Origin of the sequence: Bordetella genomosp. 5, assembly GCF_002261315.1 — a bacterium.
Lineage (GTDB): Bacteria > Pseudomonadota > Gammaproteobacteria > Burkholderiales > Burkholderiaceae_B > Bordetella.
Map to the genome: position 1 here is coordinate 55,113 of NZ_NEVP01000004.1, position 17,191 is coordinate 72,303.

Here is a 17,191-nt window from a genome sequence, read left to right on the forward strand (position 1 = left end):
GGGCCGGCCGCCGCGATGGCTGTTTCATCATATTCGCTCGCGGCTGACTGTCGTGTGTCCAGGCGTGAGCGGCCGCAGGCGGGCTTGCGGTGATAATGCAGGCACGGTCCGAAGGGCACCGCGCGGCCCGTGCGACGACGCACGCATCCGCTGGCCATCACAGGGAGAGTTCCGCATGCAAGTGATCGATACCGCCGCCACGCAGGGCGCCTTGTCTTTCGACGCCGTGATTCCGGCGCTGCGATCGGCTTTCCAGGGCGGCTACGTCGTGCCCGCGCGGTACGTGCATGCCATCGAATCGCAGGGGCGGCAGGGCACGTCGCTCATCATGCCCGCCTGGAACGCCGCAGGCTATTTCGGCGTCAAGGTCATCAATATCTTTCCGGAGAACACGCACGACGGCCTGCCGGGGCTGCATGCCACCTACACGCTTTACAGCGCACGCACGGGCGTGCCGCTGGCCAGCGTTGACGGCGATATCGTCACCGCCTACCGCACCGCTGGCGCCGCGGCGCTGGGGGCCGATTATCTGGCTCGCCCGGATGCCCGCACCTTGCTGATCCTCGGCTCGGGCCGGATCGCCAGCCTGGTGGCGCCGGCCATGCGGGCGGTGCGTCCGATCGAGCGCGTGCTCGTGTGGAACGTCCGGGTGCCCGGCGCCGAGCGGCTGGCTCAGGCGCTGCGAGCGCAGGGCTACGCCGCCGAGGCCGTCACCGACCTCGAGGCGGCGGTCCGGCAGGCCGATATCGTGAGCTGCGCGACCCTGTCCACCGAGCCGCTGGTGCGGGGCGAATGGCTGCGTCCGGGCACGCACCTGGATCTGATCGGCAGCTTCAAACCCGACATGAAGGAAACGGATCCGGACTGCTTCCGCGACAACGCGGTGTACGTCGATACCGACGAGGCGCCGACCAAGTCGGGGGATCTGCTGGCCGCGTTTGACGCCGGCACGCTGGCCCGTGATGCCATCCGCGGCACGCTGTTCGACCTGGCGGCGCAGCGTGTGCCGGGCAGGGAGAGCGACGCGGCCATTACCGTGTTCAAGGCCGTGGGCAGCGCGCTCGAGGATCTTGCGCTGGCCGCGCTGGTCTACGAGCGCGTGAACGCGTAAACGCGACCGCCGGCGCTTAGGGCAAAATACCGCGGTCCGGGCGCCCCGCGCCCACCGCTTTTCTTTCTACTGCAGGTTCCCACATGAAATTCCTGACCCAGCGCGCCGCTGCCCTGATTCTGGCCACCACGATGGCCGGCTCGGCCGCGGCCGAGATCGTGATCGGCGTGGATGTTTCGACCACCGGCCCGGCCGCGGCGATCGGCATCCAGACCAACAATGCCATTCGCCTCTGGCCCGCGACGCTGGGCGGCCAGCCCGCGCGTTATGTCGTGCTCGACGACGGCACCGACGTGAGCCGCGCGGTCAAGAACATCCGCAAGCTGACGGCCGAAGACAAAGTCGACGCGATCGTGGGACCGAACATCACCGCATCGGCACTGGCCGCGCTCGACGTGCTGGCCGAAACCGGCACGCCGATGGTGGCGCTCGCCGCGTCGGCCGTGATCGTGGAGCCGGCCTCCGATCCCAAGCGCGCGTGGGCCTTCAAGATGCCGCAGAACGACTCGCTCATGGCGTCGGCGATCGTCGAAGACATGAAGAAGAAGGGCTATCGCAACGTCGCCTTCATCGGCTTCGCCGATTCCTACGGCGATTCCTGGTGGAAAGAGTTCGACGCTATTGCGGGCAAGGACCTCAAGGTGGTCGCGCAGGAGCGCTTCCAGCGCACCGATGCGTCGGTCATGGGCCAGGTACTCAAGGTGATGGCCGCCAAACCGGACGCCGTGCTGATCGCCGGCTCCGGCACGCCTGCGGCCTTGCCCCAGAAGACGCTGCACGAGCGTGGTTACAAGGGCGCCATCTACCAGACCCACGGCATCGGCACGCTGGAATTCCTTCAGGTGGGTGGCAAGGACGTGGAGGGCACGCTCTTCCCGACCGGCCCGGGCGTCGTCGCGCGGGAGCTGCCTGACAGCAACCCGGTCAAGCCGGTGGCGCTCGCTTTCGCCGACAAATACGAGGCTCAGTATGGCGCCAACACCCTCACGCAGTTCGCGGGGGATGCCTATGGCGCCTGGATGCTGCTGGATTCGGCGGTCACCCGCGCACTGAAAACCGGCGCCAAGCCGGGCACGCCGGAGTTTCGCAAGGCGCTGCGCGACGCGCTCGAGAACACGCGCGATCTGATCGTGCCCAACGGCGTGCTCAACATTTCCGCCCAGAATCACCAGGGCTTCGACGAGCGTGCCCGTGTCATGGGCGTGGTGCGGGACGGCAAATTCGGCTACGCCGGCCAGAATTAAAAAGTTACATTCCCGGCCGTTTTTCCCGATTTCCCCAGGGGCAGGAGCGATCCTGCCCCTTTTTGTTGGAATTTGATTCGTATACGAATGATTTATTCGCGTAAGATTTTGATCGAATCCTTTCTGCAACATACGATTTGGGGAGAAAACAATGATGCTGCGCATGCTTCGGACCGCCACCCTGGGCGCTGCTTTCGTCGGCGCCGGACTGCTGGCCGGCTGCTCGGACTCGGATAAGGGGAGCGGCGCCACGCCCGCGCCCCAGACGGAGAAGCAGACCGGCGCCCAGGATACGCTGGCGGCCGCTAAGGCCGCGGGCAAGATCCGTATCGGCTATGCGAACGAGGCGCCGTATGCGTTCATGGACAGCCAGAAGGCGGCCGTGACGGGCGAATCGGTCGAGGTGGCGCGCGAGGTGCTCAAGCGGATGGGCGTGAACGAAGTCGAGGGTGTGCTCACCGAATTCGGCTCGCTGATTCCCGGCCTGCAGGCCAAACGCTTCGACATCATCGCCGCCGGCATGTACGTGACGCCCGAGCGCTGCCAGCAGGTGGCGTTTTCCAATCCGACCTACGGCGTCGATGCCTCTTTCCTCGTGAAGGAAGGCAATCCCAAGAATCTGCATAGCTACGCCGATGCCGCCAAGCAGGAAGACCTGAAGCTGGGCGTGGTGGTCGGGGCGATCGAGGGTGATTACGCGGCCAAGTCGGGTGTCAAGCCCGGCCAGCTGGTCGTGTTTCCTGACGCCGTGAGCGCCTATGCGGGCGTGCAGGCCGGCCGCGCCGATGCGTATGCGGCCACCTCGCTCACGGTCAATGACCTGCTGCGCAAGGCCGACGGCGGCAGCGGTCTCGAGAAGGCCGAGCCGTTCACCAACCCGGTCATCGACGGCCAGGACGTGCGTGGCTACGGCGCCTACGGCTTCCGCAAGGAAGACCAGGCGTTCGCGGACGCGTTCAATGCCGAGCTGGCGAAGGTCATCGGCACGCCGGAGCACGCCAAGATGGTCGAGCCCTTCGGTTTCACCGAAGCAGAGTTGCCCGGCGACGTGACGGCCGCCAAACTTTGCGGCGCCAACTGACCGGAGGAGGTCCATGGACATCCTCAACCTGATGCCACCCCTCCTCGAGGGGCTGGAGGTCACGCTGCGCATCATGGCCGGCGCGGCGTTGCTGGCGATTCCGATCGCCGTGCTCGCCGGCCTGGGGCGGATGTCCTCGCACCTGTGGGTGCGCGGACTCGCCACCGGCTACGTCGAGCTGTTCCGCGGCACGTCGGCGCTGGTGCAGCTGTTCTGGTTCTTCTACGTGCTGCCCATGTTCGGCGTGAAATTGCCGGCGATGCTGGTGGGCATCGTGGTGCTGGCCGCGAACTCCGGCGCCTACGGCGCTGAAGTGGTGCGCGGCGCCATCCAGGCGGTGGTCCGAGGTCAGCGCGAAGCGGCGGTCGCCCTGAACATGACGCCGGCGCAGACGATGCGCCGCATCATCCTGCCCCAGGCCATTCCCGCAATGCTGCCGCCCACCGGCAACCTGTTGATCGAGCTGCTGAAGAACACGGCGCTCGTTTCGCTCATCACCATCACCGACCTGACTTTCCGGGGGCAGTTGCTGCGCGGTGAAACGCTGCGCACCACCGAGATCTTCCTGGTGATACTGGGCATGTACTTCGCTGTGGCTTTGGTGATCACGGGCGGTATCCGCTTGCTTGAGAGGAGGTTCCGGATCCGATGACCGAGCCCATTTTCGACTGGAGTTATGCGGCCGACATCCTGCCCACGCTCGGTTCGGCGCTGATCGTGACGGTGCAGGCCACCCTGCTCGGCATGGTGGTGGCGGTGACGCTGGGGCTGGTGTTCGCCATGCTGCGCCGATCGCCGCTGGTGTTCGTTTCCTGGCCCACGGCCATCCTGGTGGAGTTCATCCGCAGCACGCCGTTGCTGGTGCAGATGTACTTCCTTTTCTATGTGTTGCCCAACCTGGGCGTGTCGCTGTCGCCGCTGACCACCGGGGTGCTGGCATTGGGTCTGCACTACGCGGCCTATTGTTCGGAGGTCTACCGTGCCGGTCTCGAAGGGGTGCCGCGCGGCCAGCTCGAGGCGGCCACCGCGCTGAACCTCACGCCCTGGCGCACTCTACGTGACGTCGTGCTGCCGCAGGCGATTCCGCCTGTGGTGCCGGCGCTGGGCAATTACCTGGTGGCCATGTTCAAGGACACGCCGCTGCTTTCCGCCATCACGGTGGTGGAGCTGTTGCAGCAGAGCAAGATCCTGGGATCGACGTCGTTCCGCTACATCGAACCGCTGACGATGGTGGGCGTCTTCTTCCTGCTGCTCAGCCTGGTGGCGGCATGGGGTGTGCGCCGGCTCGAGGGCCGGCTGAGAATCGTATTTGGAGGGACGCGATGAGCGCGAGTATCCGCTTGAAGAATCTGCGCAAGAGCTACGGCGAACTGGAGGTGCTGCGCGGCATCGATCTGGAAATCCCGGCGGGCGAGACCGTGTCCGTCATCGGACCCTCGGGCTCCGGCAAGTCCACGTTGCTGCGCATGCTGATGACGCTGGATCAGCCCACCGATGGCGAGATCGAGATCGATGGCGTGCCCATGTGGCACGACGCGCAGGGTCGCCTGCAGAAGCCGCATTCGGCCCACGTACGCCAGGTGCGCGCCAAGATCGGCATGGTCTTTCAGCACTTCAATCTCTTTCCTCACATGACCGTGCTCGGCAACGTGATCGAGGCGCCGATCCACGTGCAGGGGCTGGATCGTGACGAGGCGATCCAGCGGGGCAAGGAGTACCTCGAGATGGTGGGGCTGGGCGACAAGCTCGATGCTCACCCGGCTCAGTTGTCGGGCGGGCAGAAGCAGCGCGTGGGCATTGCCCGAGCGCTGGCGATGCGCCCCGACATCATGCTGTTCGACGAAGTGACCTCCGCGCTCGATCCGGAGCTGGTGGGCGGCATTCTGCAGATCCTGCGTGATCTGTCCGCGAAGCGGACGATGACGATGATCATCGTCACGCACCAGATGAAGTTTGCCGAACGCAGCTCGGATCGCACGCTGTTCTTCGATGCCGGCAACATCGTCGAAGATGCGGAGTCTTCGGCGCTGTTCGCCAATCCGCGCGAGCCGCGCACGCAGCAGTTCCTGCAGAGCGTGATCGAAGCGGAGTAAACCCGGCGGCCGGCGGCGGCGCGGCAGGGCTGCGCGGCACCCGGCCGCGCGCTATGCTCCTTGGATACCTCCCGTCGAAGGACTTCCAATGAGTCAATTGTTCACGCCGCAGGCGCTGGGCTCGATCCAGCTGGCCAACCGCATCGTCATCGCGCCCATGTGCGAGTACTCCGCCGAGAACGGCTGCGCCACCGACTGGCACATGATCCATCTCGGGCATCTCGCGCTTTCCGGCGCCGGCCTGCTCTTCACGGAGGCGACGGCGGTGGAGGAGGGCGGCAGGATCTCGCCGGGAGATCTGGGCCTGTACAACGACGCGACCGAAGCGGCGCTGGGCAAAGTGGTGGCCGCCATCCGGCGCTACGCGCCCATCCGCCTCGGCATCCAGCTCGGCCATGCGGGCCGCAAGTCATCGAGCACGCGTCCCTGGGAGGGCGGTCGCCAACTCCGTCTGGAGGAGGGCGGTTGGGTGGCCGATGCGCCTTCGGCCCTGCCGCACAACGACACGGAGCTGCCCCCGCGCGCGCTCGATGCCGCGGGCCTGGCGCGCGTGCGCGACGCCTTCGTGGCGGCGGCGGTGCGCGCCGACCGTCTGGGTTTCGATGTGATCGAGATCCACGCCGCGCATGGCTATCTGCTGCACCAGTTCCTGTCGCCGCTGGCGAATCAGCGCGACGACGCCTATGGCGGTTCACTGGCCAATCGCATGCGCTTTCCGATCGAGGTGTTCGAGGCGGTGCGGGCCGCGCTCCCGCACGCGGTGCTGGGCGTGCGTGTCTCGGCCACCGACTGGGTCGACGGCGGCTGGGATCCTGCCCAGACGGTGCAGTTTCTGCAGGCGCTGAAGCCGCTCGGGTGTGCCTTCGCGGATGTATCGTCGGGCGGCGTGTCGCCGCGCCAGAAGATCACGTTAGGGGCCGGCTACCAGGTGCCGTTCGCGCGTCAGATCAAGGAAGAGACCGGGCTTCCGACCATGGCCGTCGGGCTGATCACCGAGCCCGCGCAGGCCGAAGCCATCGTCGCCAACGGCGACGCCGATATGGTGGCGCTGGCGCGCGGCATGTTGTACGACCCGCGCTGGCCCTGGCACGCGGCCGCCGAGCTCGGCGGGCAGGTGAGCGCGCCGCCGCAGTATTGGCGCTCGCAGCCGCGCGGGCTGTCGGCGCTGTTCGGCGAGACGCGCCACGCCCAGCGTTGAGCCGGGCGTTGCGCGGCGATCCTCAGGCCGTCGCTTGCGTGTAGGCCTGCGACAGCGACGCGTAGAGGGCGTCGCTGAAGTCGGGCCGGTTGCTGTCGAGCTGGCCGAGCAGGCGGGCGAGGACGACGTTGTCTTCTTCGCCCTGCCACAGCTTCACATACGTGCCTTCCTTGTAGCCGTGGTCCTGGCGGAAAATATTGAGCACGTTCTTCGAGACGTACTGATTGAACGCCTCGGTCCAGCTCAGCTGGCAGGCGGTCATGGTGCACTCGAGCAGCTTGTAGCTGGCGCGCTGGCACACCGCCAGACCGCCGATGAGTTCGAGCAGATCGGGTACCGGCAGCGCGCTCAGGTCGTAGGTGCGGCCGTCCAGCGTGACGCTGGCCGGGCCGGCCAGATCGTCGACCAGCGTACGCGCGGCGGCTTCGGTCGAGCCATTCGCGGCGACGATGGTGTGCGACAGATAGAAGTGCAGGATGTCGATCAATTCCATCTGCACTTGCGGCAGGTCCAGCACCTGCTTTTTCCACCACTTCCAGCCGTGGTGCTCCAGCGCCTCTGCCGATTCCACGAATGCGGCACGCAGGAACCGCGAGCCTCCGTGGATCCAGTCGGGGTTGATCTTGGCGTTGAGTTGATCTTGCAGCTTCAGCATCGTGGCTGCTTGGATGGGCGTCAATCCGGCTTGGGGCTGGCTCACGGGAACTCCGGTCAGGCTAGAAACAATGAGCCCCGCCAGAGGAGGCGGGGCCGGGGCGGGAATGTTAGCACTGCCGCGCGGGTCAGGCCTTGCGCAGCGGCGTGAAGGCCGGTTGCTCGCGCAGCGGCCGGCGAGCGCGCTCGGCGGCCTTGGCGGCACGCCGGAACGCGAACAAGGACACGATGCCCCAGATGGCGGGCACGGCGTAACCGTGCTGCCGGTCGAAGGCACTGGCGAGCCCGACCAGGGCAATCATGGCCGTGACGAAGCCGATCAGGATCTGGACGCGCGCGCTGCGCTGGTTGTCGGCCCGCTGTGCCAGCGTCTGGGTATTCGCGGCGTCGGCGTCGGCCGCGGCGGTGGGATGGCCGACCGCCACGCGCGGGGCGCGCTTGAGCTTGCGCTGGCTCAGCACCACGCCCGGCGCGTCGGCGGGGTCGGGCGGCAGCGTCGGCGTCGTGTCGACCGCACCGGGCGAGGCCGATGCCGAAGCAGGCGCTCGCGCAAGGGCATCGCGCGCACCTTTGCGCGAGAGCTCTTCGATATATTTCGCGAAATCGCCGTTCTTCGGTTCCATCGAATCTCCCTGTCAGTGGCTGCGCACGCGCTTGGCCGGGCGCTCGCCCGCCGCGCGCCGCTTGCGCATCATGTTGAGCAGCAGCCAGACGCCCACGCCGACCGAGGCGACGGTGCCCACCACCATGCCGATCTCCTGGCCGTTCTCGGCGGTGCTGAGGCCGCGCGCGGTCAGGTAGCCGGGCGCCAGCATGACCGGCATCCAGACCAGCGCGGACAGCACATTGGCGACCTGGAAGCGCCAGTGGCTCATGCCCATGATGCCGGCCACGGTCGGGATCGTCGAGCGGATCGGCCCCAGGAAGCGGCCGAAGAACACCGACGCAAAACCATACTTATAGAAGAACAGGCGCGCACGCGCGACGGCGCTGCGTTGCGTGGACAAGGGCCAGCGGCGCAGGAAGCTCGGTCCGAGCCAGCGGCCGATGTAATAGGACAGCGCGTCGCCCACGACAGCCCCGGCCACGCCCCAGGCCAGGATGCTGGTGGCCGACAGCGTGCCGGCGCCGATGAGACCGCCGGTCAGAAGCAGCAGCGCGGTCGCGGGAATGAACAGGCCGAGCACCAGCATCGACTCGCCCATGGTGAGAAAAAAGGTGATGACACCTGCCCAGGCCTGGTTGGCTTCGATGAACACGCCAACTCGATCGATATAAGCGTCCATGCAATGAATCCGCGAGAATCAATCCTGTATCTTAACGCCTGACAATAAGCTGGCCGCCGGGGCTGGACGAACGAAGAGTGTGACCATCGATGGATTCCGTAACACAGGCCGTGCTGGGCGCGGGCATACAGGGCGCGTTGCTCGGTTCGCGGCAGGGCCGCAAGGCGTTGGTATATGGCGCCTTACTGGGCACCTTGCCCGATCTCGACGTCTTGATCCGTTACCCGGACCCGGTGTCGATGATGACGTTTCACCGGGGCTTTTCGCATTCGGTGTTCGTGCTGACGGCCCTGGCCCTCGTCCTGACGGCGCTCATCCGATGGCGATGGCCGAAGGCGCCGTATGGCGCGGGACGCCTGTTCCTCACCTTATGGCTGGTGCTGATCACGCATCCGGTGCTCGATTCATTCACCGTATATGGCACACAGCTTTTCTGGCCGCTGACGCCCACGCCCGAAAGCTGGTCGGCCGTGTTCATCATCGATCCGATCTATACCGTGCCGATGCTGTGCGCGGTGCTGGCGACCGCGATCTTCGGCGCCACGCCGCGGCTGTGCCGCGTGCTCGCCATTACCGTGATCTGGGGCGCGGTCTACCTCGGCACGGGTCTGGTGGGCCGTTGGCATGCCGAGCGGGAAGTCACGCAGGCGCTGCGCGCGCAGGGGCTCACGCCCACGCGCGTGCTGGCAACGCCGATGCCCTTCAACACCATGCTGTGGCGGGTGATTGCGCAGACGGGCCCCGACACCTACTACGAAGGCGTGAGCGGCTGGTTCGACCGGCACGGCCCGCAGTTGCTCGAGCAGCCGATCGGCAAGCCGTTGGGCGATCAGATTTCGGACGATGCGCTGTTGCAGCGCCTCGCGTGGTTCACGAACGGCTGGCTGCGCTTCGACGCGATCGACGACAGGCTCGTGGTGACCGACCTGCGCATGGGCATGCCGGGCTATTACACATTCCGCTTCGTGATGGGCGAGCGCCGCGACGGCCAGTGGCACGCGGTCGTGCCGTCGAGGTGGCCCAGCGAGCGGGGCACGGGCGATCAACTGCGTCAGTTGCTCACGCGGATCGTGGATACCGCCACGCCCCTGCCGCTGGCGGATTGGGCAACGCGCACCGGGCAGTAGCGCCTGGATTGCGCCTGCCCGCGCTGGCGGGCCAAGGCGGCGCGCGGCCGGGCGACGAGCGCGCGGCTCAGGCCTCGCCGGGCAGCAACACGCCCGGTTCGTTCTTGATCGTCTGCAGCACGATGTGCGTGTAGAACGCCTCGACGTTTTCGTCCTGATCGAACAGACGATCGGCGAAGGCCAGGTACTCGTCCATGTCGCGCATGTGCACGATCAGCACGCACGACACCGCGCCGGTGACCAGGTAGCACTGAGTGACCGAAGGCTCGGTCTTGATCTTCTCCATGAAGGAGCGGCGAAACTCCGAGCCGTGCCGTGCGAATTCGAGCGTCACGATCGCGGTCAGGGGCCGGCCGGTCTGAGCCGGATCGAGCAGGGCCACCACGCGCCGGATCACACCCGCCTCCTTCAGACGGGCAACCCGCCGCAGGCAGGCGGAGGCCGAAAGCCCCACGCGCTCCGCCAACGTGATGTTGGGTAGATCGGCGTTCTGCTGCAGAACCTTCAGAATTCGATGATCGATGGGATCAAGGGTCATTTACGCAATATTGTTGTCCGCGCATGAGTCATCATCGCGCGGAGAGCTACTAACTGGCAATAAATTGCCGTCCTATTGTGCCTGATCGGGGCTATGCTTTGTCCCTCTATTTTCGCACCGGGAGCATTTTGCTCGTGTGGGCCTACCTTTGCCAATTATTTCGACGCAGCGGTCGCATGTTCTATGCGCTGCTCAAGATCATGCTGCCTATCATGGCCCTCGTGCAGGTGGCGCAGTGGCTGGGATGGATCGAGGCGCTGGGTCAGGCATTCGGGCCGGTGATGGGCCTGCTGAACCTGCCCGCCGGTGCCGGCATCATCTGGATCACCAGCGTGCTGGTGGGCGTCTATGGCGCGATCGCGGCCCTGATCGGCCTGGCCGGCACGCTCGACATGACGGCGGGCCAGTTCAGCGCGCTCGCCTCGATGATTCTGTTTGCTCACAGCCTTCCGATCGAGCAGGCCATCGTGCGGCGCGCCGGCGCGAGCTTCTGGGCCACCACCGGCCTGCGCCTGGGCGCGGCGGTGCTCTATGGCGGCGCCGTATCGTGGTTTTGCCATTGGGGCGGCTGGCTCTCCGAACCGATGTCGTTCCAATGGCTTCAGGGCTCACAGACCGCGCTGGATCCCGCTGACTACACCCTTTGGCAATGGGTGCACACGACGGCCTTCTCGCTGCTGCTGACCTATGCCGTGATCCTGGGCCTGCTGGTGCTGCTGGATGTGATGGCGCGCACGGGGCTCACGGCGCTCATCACGCGTGCGCTCACGCCGGTGCTCAAGTGGGTCGGGCTCGATGCCAGCGTCGCGCCCGTCACGATGGTGGGGACGCTGCTCGGCCTGTCGTATGGCGGTGCGCTCATCATCGAGGAAGCCGAGCGCCTGCGGCTCTCCGCGCGCACGCGGTTCCTGGCCTTGTCGTGGCTGTCCCTGTCGCACTCGTTGATCGAAGACACGGCCCTGCTGATGGCGCTGGGCGCCGATGGCTGGATCGTGCTGGGCGGACGCCTGGTCCTGACGCTCGTGGTGGTGGGCGCGCTGGCGAGGCTCTGGCGCGATGGCGATGGCGCGGGCCAGCCCGTGGCGCGTCCGGCCTGAAGCGTCGTTCAGGGCCGCGACTGGCGCGGCAGGCGAGCCGCGATCTCGGCGATCAGCCGACGCGCGGCATCGAGCTTGGGCGCCGCCGGCAGGGCATGCACGCCCTGCTCATCGAACAACACGAGCTCGGTCGTGTCGGCGTCCATCACCTTGTGGGCCAGATTGCCGACCAGCAGGGGGATGCCCTTGCGCAGACGCTTGGCCTCGGCATGCTCGGCGAGCTTTTCGGTCTCGGCGGCAAAGCCCACGCACCAGGGGCCGTTCGGCAGGCGCGCGACTTCGGCCAGGATGTCGGGATTGGGTTCGAATTCCATCTGCGGCTGGCCGCCGCCTTCGCTGGTCTTCTTGATCTTGTGATCGCTCACGTTCTTGACGCGCCAGTCGGCCACCGCGGCCACGCCGATGAACACGTCGGCATCCATGGCGCTCGCCATCACCGCGTCATGCATCTGACGCGCCGTCATGACCTGCAAGGCGGTCACGCCGCGCGGCACGGCCAGTGCGGTGGCGCCGCTGATCATCGTGACGCGCGCGCCAGCTTCGCGCGCCGCGCGGGCGATCGCGTAGCCGGTCTTGCCCGACGAGCGGTTGGTGAGCACGCGCACCGGATCCACGGGTTCGGAGGTCGGACCCGCGGTGAGCAGCACGTGCCGGCCGGCGAGCACCTTGGGCTGGAAAAACGCGATCATGTCGGCCAACAGCTCATGCGGTTCGAGCATGCGGCCACTGCCGGTTTCGCCACAGGCCTGTTCGCCCGAGGCCGGTCCCAGCAGAGTGATGCCGTCGGCCACGAGCTGCGCGGCGTTACGTTGCGTGGCGGGGTTGGACCACATTTCGCGATTCATGGCCGGCGCGATCAGGAGCGGGCAGGCACGCGCCACGCAGAGCGTGGACAGCAGATCGTCGGCCAGGCCATGCGCGAGTTTGGCCATGAAATCGGTGCTCGCGGGCGCGATCAGCACGGCGTCGGCGCCTCGGGTGAGGTCGATGTGCGCCATGTTGTTGGGCACGCGCGGATCCCAGGCATCCACGAACACCGGACGCCCCGACAGCGCCTGCATCGTGACCGGCGTGATGAAGTGCGTGGCCGCCTCGGTCATGACGACGTCGATCACCGCGCCTTGCTCGGTCAGGCGTCGCACCAGCTCCGCGATTTTGTAGCAGGCGATGCCGCCGGTCATTCCCAGGACAATGCGTTTGCGGGCCAAATCGAGCATGGTGTGCGGGCGGCACCGCGAGGTGCCGCGTTCGTGTGTGGGTTCAGGGGATTTTATGCGGCAACGCCCGCGTCCGCGAGGCTCAGTTCGAGGCGCGGGCCTGGCGGGCTTTTTCGCGGCTGCGCAGGATCTCGTCGATCACCAGCAGGGCGGCGCCGCAGACGATGGCCACGTCGGCGATATTGAACGCCGGGTAGTACCAGTCTTTCCAGTAGAAAAGCAGAAAGTCGACCACATGGCCGTGCAGCAGGCGGTCGATGACATTGCCGATCGCGCCACCCATGATGAGGGTGAGGGCCGCGCGAAAACGCGGCTGGCCCGGGGTTCGGGCGATCAGCCAGATGATGACCGCCGACGCGCCCACGCCCAGCACCGTGAAGAGCCAGCGCTGCCAGCCTTCTTCGGAAGCAAGGAAGCTGAACGCGGCGCCGCGGTTATAGAGCAGCGTGAAGTCGAAGAACGGCAACAGATTGAGCCGCTCACCGTACCGGAACTGGGTGTTGAAGTAGATCTTCGTCACCTGGTCCAGCAGGATGATCAGGGCGGCCACGGCCAGGCTGATCGCGAGACGCTTGCCGCGTCCGTGAGGGGCGGCAAGCGGGGTGGCGGGAGCATGCGCCATCGTCAGGCCTTTTCGCGCACTTCGCCCGAGCCGAACAGGTTGCTCACGCAACGGCCGCAGATCTCGGGATGATCGGCGTCCTGGCCGACGTCGGAGCGATAGTGCCAGCAGCGCTCGCACTTCTTGTTGCCCGAAGGCGTGATCTCGATCGCCAGCTCACCCTCGCGCTGATGCACGCCCACACGCGACACGATCAGGACGAAGCGCAGGTCTTCGCCCAGCGCCGAGAGCAGCGCGTAATCGTCGCCACTGGCATGAATGTCGACTTCGGCCTGCAGCGAAGACCCGATCGCGCCGGCCGAGCGGACTTCTTCGAGCTTGCGCAGCACGTCGGCGCGGATCGCGCGCACGCGGTTCCAGCGGCCTGACAGGGCTTCGCTGTCGGCGTAGGGCGGCAGCTGATGGAACACTTCGGTGAAGATCGTGATGCGTGCGGCGTCGGCCTGCTTGGCCAGTGCCGTGTCGGTCAGGATCTTCCAGGCCTCTTCGGCCGTGAACGACAGGACCGGCGCCATCAGCTTGAGCAGCGTCTGGGTGATCTCGAGCAGCGCGGTCTGGGCCGAGCGGCGGGCGCGGCTATCGACATTGCTGGTGTAGAGGCGATCCTTCAGGATGTCGAGATAGAAGGCACCGAGGTCTTCGGAGCAGAACGTCTGCAAGCGCGCGACCGCAGGGTGGAAGTCGTAGCGCTCGTAATTGGCGAGCACTTCGGCCTGCATCTGCGCCGTCATGGCGAGAGCGTAGCGGTCGATCTCGAGCAGCTCGCCCGCCGGCACCGCCTGGCTGACCGCATCGAAGTCGGCCACGTTGGCCAACAGGAAGCGCAGCGTGTTGCGGATGCGGCGATAGCTTTCGACCACGCGCTTGAGAATCTCGTCGGAGATCGACAGCTCGCCCGAGTAATCGGTGGAAGCGACCCACAGACGCAGGATTTCGGCGCCCAGCGTGTCGGAAATCTTCTGCGGCGCGAGCGTGTTGCCGACCGACTTGCTCATCTTGCGGCCCTGGCCGTCGACCACGAAGCCGTGGGTCAGCAGGCTCTTGTAGGGCGGCTGGCCATACATCATGCAGCCGGTGAGCAGCGACGAATGGAACCAGCCGCGATGCTGGTCGGAGCCTTCGAGATACAGGTCGGCGGGCCAGGCCAGCTGGGCGCCATGCGAGCCCGCGAGGGCGTGATCCTTGCCGCCCAGCACGGTGGCGTGCGTGGTGCCCGAGTCGAACCACACGTCGAGCGTATCGCGGTTCTTTTCGTATTGATCGGCCTCGTCACCCAGCAGCTCGCGCGGGTCGAGCGATTGCCAGGCCTCGATGCCCGATTTTTCGACGCGTTGCGCGACCTGCTCCAGCAGCTCGGCCGTGCGCGGGTGGAGTTCGCCGGTTTCTTTGTGCACGAAGAAGGCCATCGGCACGCCCCACTGGCGTTGGCGCGACAGCGTCCAGTCGGGACGGTTGGCGATCATGGCGTGCAGGCGTGCACGACCCCAGGCGGGGTAGAACGTGGTGGCGTCGATGCCGGCCAGCGCGCTCTCGCGCAGCGTGGGGCCGCCGTCGCGCGGCTTGACGTCCATCCCGGCGAACCACTGGCTGGTGGCGCGGTAGATGATCGGCGTCTTGTGGCGCCAGCAGTGCATGTAGCTGTGCGGCATCTTCTGCACGTGCATCAGCGAGCCGGCCAGCTTGAGCGCCTCGACGATCTTGGGGTTGGCGTCCCAGATCATCTGGCCGCCGAACAGCGGCAGGCTCGGCACGTATTTGCCATCGCCCATCACGGGGCTGATGATGTCCGCGTCGACCATGCCGTGCGCCTTGCACGACACGAAGTCTTCGATGCCATAGGCCGGGGCCGAGTGCACCACACCGGTACCGGTGTCGGTGGTGACGTAATCGCCCAGATAGATCGGCGCGGTACGGTCGTAACCTTCGGCGGCCTTGGCCAGCGGATGCGTGAAGCGCAGTCCGGACAAGACTTCGCCCGGCGCGGTGGCGATGATCTCGCCTTCGAGGCCCCAGGTCTTGAGGCAGGCTTCGACCCGTTCGCTGGCCAGCAGCAGCAGCGGGCCGTGCGCGGGCGTCGGCGTCACGCGCACCAGCGCGTACTCGACTTCGGGGTGCACATTGAGTGCCTGGTTCGACGGGATGGTCCAGGGCGTGGTGGTCCAGATGACCACCGCGCCGTCGTCGACGCTCTCCATGCCGAACGCACGGGCCAGGCCCGGCTTGTCGGCGAACGGGAAGGCCACGTCGATCGCCGGATCGGTGCGGTCGGCGTATTCGACTTCGGCCTCGGCCAAGGCCGAGCCACAGTCGAAGCACCAGTTCACGGGTTTGAGACCGCGGAACACGTAACCCTTCTCCAGGATGCGGCCGAGCGCACGGATCTCGTCGGCCTCATTGCTGAAGTTCATCGTGAGGTAAGGATTGTCCCAGTCGCCCAGCACGCCGAGGCGCTTGAAATCCTGGCGCTGACGGTCGATCTGCTCGAGCGCGTAGGCGCGGGCCTTGGCCTGCACTTCGGTGACGGGCAGGTTCTTGCCGTATTTCTTCTCGATCTGGATTTCGATCGGCATGCCGTGGCAGTCCCAGCCCGGCACGTAAGGCGCATCGTAGCCGGCCATGTTGCGGCTCTTGACGATGATGTCCTTCAGGATCTTGTTGACCGCGTGCCCGATGTGGATGTCGCCGTTGGCATACGGCGGGCCATCGTGCAGCACGAAGCGCGGGCGGCCAGCGCTCGCTGCCCGGATCGCCTGGTAAATGCGGTTTTCTTCCCATTGAGCGGTCCAGCCCGGCTCGCGGCGGGCAAGGTCGCCCCGCATGGGAAAGGGGGTATCGGGCAGGTTGAGGGTCTTTTTATAGTCCATGAACGGCAAAATAGGCGCGCGCTTGTCGCGCGTCGTCGGCGATGGCGGCTGTCAGGGAAGGGAGATCAGGAAATTTTTCTTCGTCCCGCAGCTTGTGCAGGAACTCGACTCGCACGAGTTTACCGTAAGCGTCCACGGTCTCGTCGAGCAGGTGGACTTCGAGCAGCACCCGGCCTCCGTCCTCGACGGTCGGACGCACGCCCAGGCTGGCCACGGCCGCGAGCGGCTGATCGGCCAGGCCGAGCACGCGCACCACGTAAATCCCGGAACGGGCCGCGCAGCGGGCGGCCACCCGCAGGTTCATCGTCGGATAACCGAGCTGGCGGCCCAGCTTGGCGCCGTGCACCACGTGGCCACTGATATGGAACGGCTGTCCCAGCAGGTGGCGGGCGCGCTCCAGATCGCCCACGGCCAGCGCGGTGCGGACCTCGGAGCTCGAAATGCGATGCCCGTTGCCGTCGGTGACGTCGGCCAGGGTGTGCACCTCGAAGCCATGCATCATGCCGGCCTCGCGCAGAAGGTCGATGTCGCCGCTACGCTTGCGGCCAAAACGGAAGTCTTCGCCAACCAGCAGCCAGCGGGTCTGCAAACCCCGCACCAGCAGGTCTTCGATGAAGGCGTTGGCCGACATCTCGGCCAGCCGCGCATTGAAATGCTCGACCACGACCTGCTCGATACCGGCGCAGGCGAGGGCGGCCATCTTGTCACGCAGTCCCGAGATGCGCGTGGGCGCGAGTTCGGGGCGGCGGTTGAGCGTGGCGAAATACTCGCGCGGGTGCGGCTCGAACGTCATGACCGTGGGCACGAGATCACGCGCCCGGGCCACCTGACGGAGGCGGTCGAGGATGGCCTGATGGCCGAGATGGACACCGTCGAAGTTGCCGATCGTGAGCGCGCAAGGGGTGCGGCGCGAGGTGGGCGGCAGGTGTCGGTAAATACGCAACGGAGGTTTCACGGGCAAGAGTTTACAATTTTGGGTTGGCTCGCCTTGGAATTACCTATCTTGCCCCATTCGTCTTCACCTTCCTCGTCTGTCGCGCCCGCCGGGCGTGAGCGCCG

17 protein-coding genes are annotated in these 17,191 nt (G+C 66.4%); 9 read left to right on the top strand and 8 right to left on the bottom strand.

The window, feature by feature from the left end; all coding sequences use genetic code 11:
- Nucleotides 1-175: 175 nt before the first annotated feature.
- The 7 genes from CAL25_RS05770 (at nucleotide 176) to CAL25_RS05800 (ending at nucleotide 6,727) form a co-directional block, all read left to right on the top strand.
- Nucleotides 176-1,111 (top strand): ornithine cyclodeaminase family protein, encoded by a 936-nt coding sequence (locus tag CAL25_RS05770; RefSeq protein WP_094799008.1) that lies wholly within the window; start codon nucleotides 176-178, stop codon nucleotides 1,109-1,111.
- Between the two features lie 83 nt (nucleotides 1,112-1,194).
- Nucleotides 1,195-2,355, top strand: coding sequence for an ABC transporter substrate-binding protein (locus CAL25_RS05775; RefSeq protein ID WP_094799009.1), 1,161 nt, complete (start codon nucleotides 1,195-1,197; stop codon nucleotides 2,353-2,355).
- Between the two features lie 151 nt (nucleotides 2,356-2,506).
- Nucleotides 2,507-3,436 (top strand): ectoine/hydroxyectoine ABC transporter substrate-binding protein EhuB, encoded by a 930-nt coding sequence (gene ehuB, locus CAL25_RS05780; RefSeq protein ID WP_432759227.1) that lies wholly within the window; start codon nucleotides 2,507-2,509, stop codon nucleotides 3,434-3,436.
- A gap of 13 nt (nucleotides 3,437-3,449) precedes the next feature.
- Nucleotides 3,450-4,088: an ectoine/hydroxyectoine ABC transporter permease subunit EhuC gene (ehuC, locus tag CAL25_RS05785; protein WP_094799010.1), complete on the top strand. Its 639-nt coding sequence runs from the start codon at nucleotides 3,450-3,452 to the stop codon at nucleotides 4,086-4,088.
- Complete coding sequence (ehuD, locus tag CAL25_RS05790; RefSeq protein ID WP_094799011.1) at nucleotides 4,085-4,762, top strand: ectoine/hydroxyectoine ABC transporter permease subunit EhuD; 678 nt, start codon at nucleotides 4,085-4,087, stop codon at nucleotides 4,760-4,762. Before ehuC ends, ehuD begins: the two co-directional genes overlap by 4 nt.
- Entirely contained in the window at nucleotides 4,759-5,529 is a 771-nt protein-coding gene (locus tag CAL25_RS05795; RefSeq protein WP_094799012.1) for an amino acid ABC transporter ATP-binding protein, read from the top strand. Before ehuD ends, CAL25_RS05795 begins: the two co-directional genes overlap by 4 nt.
- Nucleotides 5,530-5,617: 88 nt before the next feature.
- Entirely contained in the window at nucleotides 5,618-6,727 is a 1,110-nt protein-coding gene (locus tag CAL25_RS05800) for an NADH:flavin oxidoreductase/NADH oxidase (protein ID WP_094799013.1), read from the top strand.
- Between the two features lie 22 nt (nucleotides 6,728-6,749).
- Here the strand turns inward: CAL25_RS05800 and CAL25_RS05805 are convergent, their stop codons facing one another.
- From CAL25_RS05805 to CAL25_RS05815, 3 genes are all read right to left on the bottom strand, one after another.
- On the bottom strand, nucleotides 6,750-7,382 hold the full coding sequence (locus CAL25_RS05805; RefSeq protein ID WP_170948432.1) for a dUTPase: 633 nt from the start codon (nucleotides 7,380-7,382) through the stop codon (nucleotides 6,750-6,752).
- Nucleotides 7,383-7,509: 127 nt separating this feature from the next.
- Nucleotides 7,510-8,004: a hypothetical protein gene (locus CAL25_RS05810; protein WP_094799015.1), complete on the bottom strand. Its 495-nt coding sequence runs from the start codon at nucleotides 8,002-8,004 to the stop codon at nucleotides 7,510-7,512.
- A 12-nt stretch (nucleotides 8,005-8,016) separates the two neighbouring features.
- Entirely contained in the window at nucleotides 8,017-8,667 is a 651-nt protein-coding gene (locus CAL25_RS05815) for a DedA family protein (RefSeq protein ID WP_094799016.1), read from the bottom strand.
- A gap of 89 nt (nucleotides 8,668-8,756) precedes the next feature.
- Between CAL25_RS05815 and CAL25_RS05820 the strand changes: the two genes are divergently transcribed.
- Entirely contained in the window at nucleotides 8,757-9,794 is a 1,038-nt protein-coding gene (locus CAL25_RS05820; protein ID WP_094799017.1) for a metal-dependent hydrolase, read from the top strand.
- Nucleotides 9,795-9,861: 67 nt separating this feature from the next.
- On the opposite strand, the gene CAL25_RS05825 is transcribed toward CAL25_RS05820, so the two are convergent.
- Nucleotides 9,862-10,332: an Lrp/AsnC family transcriptional regulator gene (locus CAL25_RS05825; RefSeq protein ID WP_094799018.1), complete on the bottom strand. Its 471-nt coding sequence runs from the start codon at nucleotides 10,330-10,332 to the stop codon at nucleotides 9,862-9,864.
- Nucleotides 10,333-10,508: 176 nt separating this feature from the next.
- On the opposite strand from CAL25_RS05825, the gene CAL25_RS05830 reads away from it, so the two are divergent.
- Nucleotides 10,509-11,429, top strand: coding sequence for a hypothetical protein (locus CAL25_RS05830; RefSeq protein WP_094799019.1), 921 nt, complete (start codon nucleotides 10,509-10,511; stop codon nucleotides 11,427-11,429).
- An 8-nt stretch (nucleotides 11,430-11,437) separates the two neighbouring features.
- Here CAL25_RS05830 and coaBC read toward each other — a convergent pair whose 3' ends face one another.
- From coaBC to CAL25_RS05850, 4 genes are all read right to left on the bottom strand, one after another.
- The gene (gene coaBC / locus CAL25_RS05835) at nucleotides 11,438-12,646 is read right to left on the bottom strand and encodes a bifunctional phosphopantothenoylcysteine decarboxylase/phosphopantothenate--cysteine ligase CoaBC (protein ID WP_094799020.1); all 1,209 of its coding nucleotides are present in this window, start codon (nucleotides 12,644-12,646) and stop codon (nucleotides 11,438-11,440) included.
- Nucleotides 12,647-12,728: 82 nt separating this feature from the next.
- Entirely contained in the window at nucleotides 12,729-13,268 is a 540-nt protein-coding gene (lspA, locus tag CAL25_RS05840) for a signal peptidase II (RefSeq protein ID WP_094799021.1), read from the bottom strand.
- A gap of 2 nt (nucleotides 13,269-13,270) precedes the next feature.
- Nucleotides 13,271-16,132 carry an isoleucine--tRNA ligase gene (gene ileS / locus CAL25_RS05845; protein ID WP_094799022.1) on the bottom strand — a complete coding sequence of 954 codons (2,862 nt, stop codon included), beginning with the start codon at nucleotides 16,130-16,132 and terminating at the stop codon, nucleotides 13,271-13,273.
- The gene (locus tag CAL25_RS05850) at nucleotides 16,122-17,087 is read right to left on the bottom strand and encodes a bifunctional riboflavin kinase/FAD synthetase (protein ID WP_094799446.1); all 966 of its coding nucleotides are present in this window, start codon (nucleotides 17,085-17,087) and stop codon (nucleotides 16,122-16,124) included. Before CAL25_RS05850 ends, ileS begins: the two co-directional genes overlap by 11 nt.
- Nucleotides 17,088-17,191 lie beyond the last annotated feature (104 nt).

Bases quoted from the DNA above. Each gene is read 5' to 3' on its own strand.
- CAL25_RS05815 (WP_094799016.1), bottom strand. From the start codon at position 8,667: ATGGACGCTTATATCGATCGAGTTGGCGTGTTCATCGAAGCCAACCAG.
- ehuD (WP_094799011.1), top strand. From the start codon at position 4,085: ATGACCGAGCCCATTTTCGACTGGAGTTATGCGGCCGACATCCTGCCC.
- lspA (WP_094799021.1), bottom strand. From the start codon at position 13,268: ATGGCGCATGCTCCCGCCACCCCGCTTGCCGCCCCTCACGGACGCGGC.
- CAL25_RS05770 (WP_094799008.1), top strand. From the start codon at position 176: ATGCAAGTGATCGATACCGCCGCCACGCAGGGCGCCTTGTCTTTCGAC.
- ehuC (WP_094799010.1), top strand. From the start codon at position 3,450: ATGGACATCCTCAACCTGATGCCACCCCTCCTCGAGGGGCTGGAGGTC.
- CAL25_RS05810 (WP_094799015.1), bottom strand. From the start codon at position 8,004: ATGGAACCGAAGAACGGCGATTTCGCGAAATATATCGAAGAGCTCTCG.
- CAL25_RS05795 (WP_094799012.1), top strand. From the start codon at position 4,759: ATGAGCGCGAGTATCCGCTTGAAGAATCTGCGCAAGAGCTACGGCGAA.
- CAL25_RS05830 (WP_094799019.1), top strand. From the start codon at position 10,509: ATGTTCTATGCGCTGCTCAAGATCATGCTGCCTATCATGGCCCTCGTG.
- ehuB (WP_432759227.1), top strand. From the start codon at position 2,507: ATGATGCTGCGCATGCTTCGGACCGCCACCCTGGGCGCTGCTTTCGTC.
- CAL25_RS05800 (WP_094799013.1), top strand. From the start codon at position 5,618: ATGAGTCAATTGTTCACGCCGCAGGCGCTGGGCTCGATCCAGCTGGCC.
- CAL25_RS05775 (WP_094799009.1), top strand. From the start codon at position 1,195: ATGAAATTCCTGACCCAGCGCGCCGCTGCCCTGATTCTGGCCACCACG.
- CAL25_RS05805 (WP_170948432.1), bottom strand. From the start codon at position 7,382: ATGCTGAAGCTGCAAGATCAACTCAACGCCAAGATCAACCCCGACTGG.
- CAL25_RS05825 (WP_094799018.1), bottom strand. From the start codon at position 10,332: ATGACCCTTGATCCCATCGATCATCGAATTCTGAAGGTTCTGCAGCAG.
- coaBC (WP_094799020.1), bottom strand. From the start codon at position 12,646: ATGCTCGATTTGGCCCGCAAACGCATTGTCCTGGGAATGACCGGCGGC.
- CAL25_RS05820 (WP_094799017.1), top strand. From the start codon at position 8,757: ATGGATTCCGTAACACAGGCCGTGCTGGGCGCGGGCATACAGGGCGCG.
- ileS (WP_094799022.1), bottom strand. From the start codon at position 16,132: ATGGACTATAAAAAGACCCTCAACCTGCCCGATACCCCCTTTCCCATG.